The organism is Aliihoeflea sp. 40Bstr573 (genome assembly GCF_024105655.1).
Lineage (GTDB): Bacteria > Pseudomonadota > Alphaproteobacteria > Rhizobiales > Rhizobiaceae > Aliihoeflea.
In genome coordinates this window covers 1-5,960 of the sequence record NZ_JAAAMH010000044.1, presented here as the reverse complement: position 1 = coordinate 5,960, position 5,960 = coordinate 1, and the positions used below count along the sequence as shown (strand labels likewise).

At 61.6% G+C, this 5,960-nt stretch carries 4 protein-coding genes and 4 pseudogenes; 4 read left to right on the top strand and 4 right to left on the bottom strand.

What is annotated here, in order from left to right; genetic code table 11:
* Positions 1-126: 126 nt before the first annotated feature.
* Positions 127-1,047, bottom strand: a pseudogene (gene istA, locus GTK01_RS20670) (IS21 family transposase); the annotation flags it as partial.
* Between the two features lie 191 nt (positions 1,048-1,238).
* Positions 1,239-1,472, bottom strand: a pseudogene (locus tag GTK01_RS20665) (IS110 family transposase); the annotation flags it as partial.
* A 224-nt stretch (positions 1,473-1,696) separates the two neighbouring features.
* On the opposite strand from GTK01_RS20665, the gene GTK01_RS20660 reads away from it, so the two are divergent.
* Positions 1,697-1,978 (top strand): hypothetical protein, encoded by a 282-nt coding sequence (locus tag GTK01_RS20660; RefSeq protein WP_252929704.1) that lies wholly within the window; start codon positions 1,697-1,699, stop codon positions 1,976-1,978.
* Between the two features lie 447 nt (positions 1,979-2,425).
* Here the strand turns inward: GTK01_RS20660 and GTK01_RS20655 are convergent, their stop codons facing one another.
* A complete protein-coding gene (locus tag GTK01_RS20655; protein WP_252929702.1) occupies positions 2,426-4,042 on the bottom strand; it encodes an alpha/beta hydrolase in 1,617 nt (538 codons plus the stop codon).
* Positions 4,043-4,528: 486 nt separating this feature from the next.
* On the opposite strand from GTK01_RS20655, the pseudogene GTK01_RS20650 reads away from it, so the two are divergent.
* The 3 genes and pseudogenes from GTK01_RS20650 to GTK01_RS21150 form a co-directional block, all read left to right on the top strand.
* A pseudogene (locus GTK01_RS20650) lies at positions 4,529-4,780 on the top strand (transposase); the annotation flags it as partial.
* An 85-nt stretch (positions 4,781-4,865) separates the two neighbouring features.
* Positions 4,866-5,390 carry a hypothetical protein gene (locus tag GTK01_RS20645; RefSeq protein ID WP_252929706.1) on the top strand — a complete coding sequence of 175 codons (525 nt, stop codon included), beginning with the start codon at positions 4,866-4,868 and terminating at the stop codon, positions 5,388-5,390.
* Positions 5,279-5,524, top strand: coding sequence for a transposase (locus tag GTK01_RS21150; protein ID WP_371924442.1), 246 nt, complete (start codon positions 5,279-5,281; stop codon positions 5,522-5,524). The genes GTK01_RS20645 and GTK01_RS21150 overlap by 112 nt, the downstream gene beginning before the upstream one ends.
* A 332-nt stretch (positions 5,525-5,856) precedes the next feature.
* On the opposite strand, the pseudogene GTK01_RS20640 reads toward GTK01_RS21150, so the two are convergent.
* A pseudogene (locus tag GTK01_RS20640) lies at positions 5,857-5,960 on the bottom strand (IS5/IS1182 family transposase); the annotation flags it as partial.

The following is a 5,960-nucleotide window of genomic DNA, read 5'->3' as shown; positions in this document are numbered from 1 at the left end:
CGATCAGGCTGTGCAAACCCCGACCAGCTTCGCCTGATCGGGCGCTAACCGGCGCGCCCTTCACCAGCTCTAAACCGGGGTCCCTTTTGCGCGAAAATACAGGGTCCCGATTCCGTGGTCATTGACAAACAATTGCCGCCGCGTGCATCCGACACGGCGCAGCACCCGGCGCTCATTGAGGTCGGCAAGCAATTCGCCGATCGCGGCATTCACCTCGGCCAGACTATGGAAGACGCGATGACGGAGGCGACCGAGAAGCCAGCGCTCGACAATCCGCACCGCCGCTTCGACCTTGGCCTTGTCGCGCGGGCGACGCGGCCGGGTCGGCAGCACCGAGCTGCCATAATGATCGGCCATTCCGGCATAGCTGCGGTTGACCTGCGGATCGTAGCGGCAGGCCTTGATCACCGCCACCTTGGCATTGTCGGGAACCAACAGCGCCGGCGCGCCGCCGAAGGCCTCCAGCGCATTGACGTGGCAGCCGAGCCAGTCGGGCAGCGTCTCGGTCCAGCGCGCCTCCGCGTAGGACAGGCTCGAAGCGCCCAGCACCGCCACGAACAGATGCGCCTGGCGCGTCTTGCCCTTCAGCCGGTCGACGACCACCGTCACCGTGTCACCGGCATAATCGACGAACAGCTTCTCGCCCGCGCCATGGCTCTGGCGCATCGTCACCGGCAGCTTCACCGCCCAGCCCCGGTAGAGATCGCAGAAGCGGCTGTACCGGTAGCCGTCGGGGTGCTGCGCGATATATTCGTCCCACAGGATCTGCAGCGTCACGTGCTTGCGCTTCAACTCGCGATGCACATGCGCCCAGTCCGGCTCGATGCTGCGGCGGTGGCCCGTCTTCGTCCCGTTCGACCGGTAAAGTGAGGCCTCCAGGACCGTGTCGGTGATCTCCTCGCCGAGCGGCCAGGAAAGACCGGCAGCCTCGGCACGCCGCAGCGTCTCGCGCACCGTCGAAGGCGCAGCGCCCACACGATACGAGATCGCCTTGTGGCCCAGGCCGTCCTCAAATCGATATCTCAAAATCTCGCGGACACGCCGCATCGCCATTCTCTCCGCAGGCATTTCGTTCCTTCCCAAGCCACAGCCAAAGGAGGAACATTCACCAGCAGAGCACCGGTCCAAAACACCGCCGACAGGGGGCGGCTTCATTTCGGAATCAGGGGGCGGTTAAATCTCGGAACGAGGGGGCGACATCATTTCGGAATCGGGGGGCGACTTCCCTCGGAATTTGCATCATGGCCGAACTTTGCCAGTTCGCGAGCCCAATGATGGGCCGAGCCACATGCTTCCATGCCGATCAGGCATGACGGCAGACGTTCGAAGAATGCCAGCACATCTTTGCGCCTAAGCGCTCGGTTCGTGACGGCCCGGCCGGCAGCGTCGACAGCGTGGACCTGGAAGACGTGCTTGGCCAGATCCAGGCCGATGGTGGCTACAGTATTGAGATCGGCGTTAGTCTTTTCCATGGACGGTGCTCCTTCAGATGAGTGCTCGACAGCAGCCATCTTGGCACGCCTCTCACGAGGATGATGCCGTTGCGGGCGCCGTCCACCCCATCAAGAGAGGCCCTGGCCAAGCGCTACGGGATCAATCAGAAGACCGTGGCGAAGTGGAAGAAGGGAGCTTCGGTCACGGGCGGGGCGGGCATGGTTCGGAGGATCAGCATGCGACGCGGAGCGAGGTTGTGCATGTGGTTGGGAGTCGGTACCGCGCGGTCGGGCGCGCCGAGCGCAGCCTAATACTGAACGAGTTCGTTCAACTCACCGGCTACCATCGGAAGCACGCGCTAAGGCTTCTGCGGCTCGCGCCGAAGCTGGCTGGCGGCCGTCGTGGGCGTCGCCCGACCTACGGCGACGAAGTCCGCTCGGCGCTGCTGGTGCTGTGGAATCTGTCCGACCGGTTGTGTTCGAAGCGGCTCAAACCGATGGCTCCACTGCTCCTGCCGGCGGCGATCCGCCACGTTCGGGGCTGAGCATCTCAGCAAAGCTTCGGGTAGCAGTAAATGCGAGGCAATGCGGGGTCAAACCTTGAGCGTCTTCCTAAAGCTTTCAGCTTTCGCATTGTCATAGGGATTGCCGCGCCGGCCCATGGAGCCGACTAGCCCATGGGTGGCAAGATGATCACGGTAGGCTACCGCACATATTGCGAACCGGGGTCGGAGTGATGCACGCAGCCGGGCATCGGCTTGCGCGCTTCGATCGCAACGGCCAACGTAAGCCGTGCGTCGATCGAGCGACCGATAGCATAGCCAACGACCCGCCGTGATCAGGCATCCAGGATAAGCGGGAACTGCCTCGGCTGTCTATCCAATTACGTTCGAGATGTTCGCCGATGTCTTGGCAAGTCTTCCATGTGGCCCGACAAATCCGGCTGCTGTCAACAATTTCCAATCCTTTGCGTTCGGTCTTGGCCGTGCGCGTCATTCACCGGCGAGCGCGCCGCCCACGAGCATGAACGGGCTCGAAAGCGTGGTCCCCACTGTTTTGAAGACGAAGGCTCCAGCCTGTCGGATGCCAAGGCCTCTCTGCGGCCCAGCGCGGCCCGACGCAGCCAGTTCCCGGTAGACGGAGGCAAGACCGACATACCGATCGTGACTGAATCCGTCCGTCGCCTCCAAGCTTGATATGTCGACGATCGCCACACGCGCGTCGCGCGCGATTTTCTGGACGCGCGGATCGGAAACGTCGAGAGCGCCGACGCGGCCATACACGCCGCTCAGTCGGTTTGAAACAAGCAACGCGCGGTCGTCCGGCGAGGTCAGGATCGTCATCGGCGGGGAGAGCGGCCCGACCGTGGTCATCTGCTTGCGGAACAGATCTATGTCTATGTCGGGAGAGGCGAGTACCACCGTTAGACGGTCGAGCACGTCGCCACGTCCGGACAGACGCAGTTGCCGCAGCGCCTCGACAGTGAGCCAACCGCCCATAGAATGGGCCATGAGCATGATCTCGCCCACCGATCGATCGCGCGCGAGCCGCGTTAGGAGGTCGACAAGCGAATCGCGCGAGAACATGGCAGAATCGCGATCCGCCAGGTAGCCGGCCACCGCTGCCTGAGAAGGCCATGCGAACAAAACTGGCGCGGCCGATAGATCGGCGTCGGCAGTCATCTGCGTCAGTCGATAGAGAGCTTCGGCGAAGGATTGGTTGTAGCCGTGGACGAACAAGGCCACCCCATTGCGCGCGCCCGGCGCGGTCGCGATCGCGTCGAAGAACCGCTCGGGCGAGACAGTCTCCTCTGCGACAACGGCAAAGGTCGTGCGCGGATCGATGCGGCCCTGCGGCCATTCGACGCGGCCGGGTTGATGGTTAGGAGGGACGGACACGGTGTAGGTGGCGTAGTTGGTCTGGTCGGAGCGGTTAGCAGTGAAGACGTTCTCACCATTCGCCTCGCGCTCGCGCGTGGTGGCAACAAAAACGTCCACAGTGCGCGCGCCGGGCGCGGTTTCAGAGACCAGTTGAAGCACCTCCGCCCCCGGCGGCGTGGCGCAACCGGCCAGCATCAGTGCCACCAGGACAACCGGACGAATCTTGGGCAGGAGCGCTAAGGACTGCCTTTCCGCAGCTATCTGCGCGCCGCAAGCACGAAAGTGATGTAGTCGATGCCCTGGACGCGAACATTGAGGGCAAGGAATTTGCCGATGAAGTGGTTGTTGAAAGGCGATGCCGCGCAGTCGAGCGATCGAGCAGAAGTGCGGCCAAGCGGGTTGCCACCGACCAGCCCCACCTTTCGGTCCTGCGGTGGCAGTGGCCAAATATGAAGCGCATGCGGCGACAGCAATAAACGCGGCGGGGAGAATCAGCATGATGAACGCAGAGCCTGAGGTGAATTGCCAATAAACGTCATAAAGGCGAGGAGGTAAAGCGCTCCGCTGAGCATAAGCAGGACGAAATGTCTCCAACCCTCCCCGAAAGCCGATCTTCTTCGGCCCGACCTCATCGGATTGCGTCAGCTTGTGTCCACTGGCTACATCTCGCAAAGGTAATGGGAACGACGCACGCTGGCGCGGCCGTATCCTTCCGATCTGGGGTTTCAAGTTGCCGACGTCCAAATTTAGCGCCCATGTAACTTCCCTTCTGCCGCACGTGTAGTGTTTCCGATGCGGGGCGGATGTGAGATCGATAATTTCCAAAGGGGACCAAGCACGTTGGGAACGCGATCCGCGTCCGCCACTCCACCGGCCGCGGACAGTCGCCTGGGCCGTATGCTAAGCCCGATTAGGCAAGGATGGGACCAGATGGACGCGATCACTGTCATGCTCGAGGCAGTTTGGAAAGCTTTCAATATGTCCTGTCGCCGATCCGCGGATAGTGTCCCACGTCGTGGTGTAGCTGACGACGTTGGTCGCCGTGCTTCCGGCATTGCCGGGCTGATCAGCGCGCCACGGCTGGCATGCTGATCAGCGGATGATCGCTTAACTTTCCGACGCTTTCCAGTGTCATGTAGCGGGCACGCTGGACGGCCCACCCGTCGTTCTGTTCGAGCAGCAGCGGCATAGCCGATAAGGCATAGGCATTCGCCTATGAGTACGACTATGTCCAAGAGTTCTGATGAGCCGTTTCAGCGGATCGAAGTCATCACCTCCGTGCAGCGCCGCCGGCGCTAGTCAGTGGCCGAGAAGGTCCGGCTGGTGGAGGAAGCCATGCAGCCGGGAATGAGCGTTTGCTACGTGGCACGTCGTGCCGGCATTTCCCCCTCCCAGCTCTTCGCCTGGAAGCGCCGCATGCTCGAAGGCGGTCATGCGGCCGTTCACGCTGACGCAGATGTTGTCGGCGTCGGGTTCGAGACCGGGCGGTTGGCCGTGTGGCTTTGGAACGAGCTCGCTGCGCGTCGTCTTCGGTCCTGTGCATCGATGCGTCATGCCAAACGCAGCACTGAAGATGCGCCCGTTGAAGACGGATCGCAACGACGCAGCTGGCCTCGCCCAGATCATGCGGACCGGATGGTTCAAGCAAGTGCGCATCAAAAGCCGCGAGAGCTATCAAGTCCGCGCGCTTCTGGTCGCCCGCGAGATGCTGGTGCGGATCCGGGTCAAGATCGAGAACGAGAACGAGATCCGTGGTCTCCTGCGCACCTTCGGCGTTCTGTTCGGCAAGCGCGTCGGCGGGTTCACCAGACGGGCCAACGAGATCATCGCCGGCGAATTCCACGTATCCCCAGAGATTCGTCTCATTGCCGAGACATTGATGAAGGCCAGTGCCTTGATGCTCGATCAGATCAAGAATCTGGACCGTCGCCTGATGAAGTCGCGAAGGCAAACCCGACCGCGCCTATTCATGACGATGCCCGGCGTTGGCGTTATCACGGCCTTGTCCGTCACCTCGTCCTTCACGATGGATCGCGCTTCGGTCGATCATCGAGCGCCGGTACCTATCTCGGCCTGACACCCCGACGATACGAGTCTGACGAGACAAGCCGAAACGGGCGCATCTCCAAGCAGGGGAGCGTGATGACCAGGAAGCACATCTATGAAGCGGCCACGACGCTCAAAGCTGGGAGGAGGTGGCCCAACTGCTAGACTGACTTTGACGGATGCGGCCCGCTGGACGTTTGGCACGAATCAAGCCGTCCCTGAAAATGCCCGGTGATTGTTCGAAGCCGACGAACACGCGGACGATTAACCGTCTCAAGTGCAATATAACGATCAATCTCAGAATTAAATTAGAGACAAATCCGATTAAAGCGTTAAAGTGAAAAGCTGATCCGAGGACCGAGTCCGAGAGGAAACGCAGAAAAGGGAATAACTGCGAAGGTTACCGGATGAGCCGGCGGGCCAGTTTCCAAACAATGCGACTGGCCTGCCCCTATCGGGTGGTCCGGTTTCAGTCTTAGAGTCCGTGCCGAAACTGCTCATGAGTGGCGTGCGATGCGTCTGACGAGGATCATGACGGCAGCGGCGTAGAGGAAAGCCGTTGCGGACCCGATGGTCGCTTCGGCGTCCTTCCATAGGCGCC

Excerpts from the sequence above, each read along its gene's own strand:
- GTK01_RS20645 (WP_252929706.1), top strand. The coding sequence starts at position 4,866 with ATGCCAAACGCAGCACTGAAGATGCGCCCGTTGAAGACGGATCGCAAC.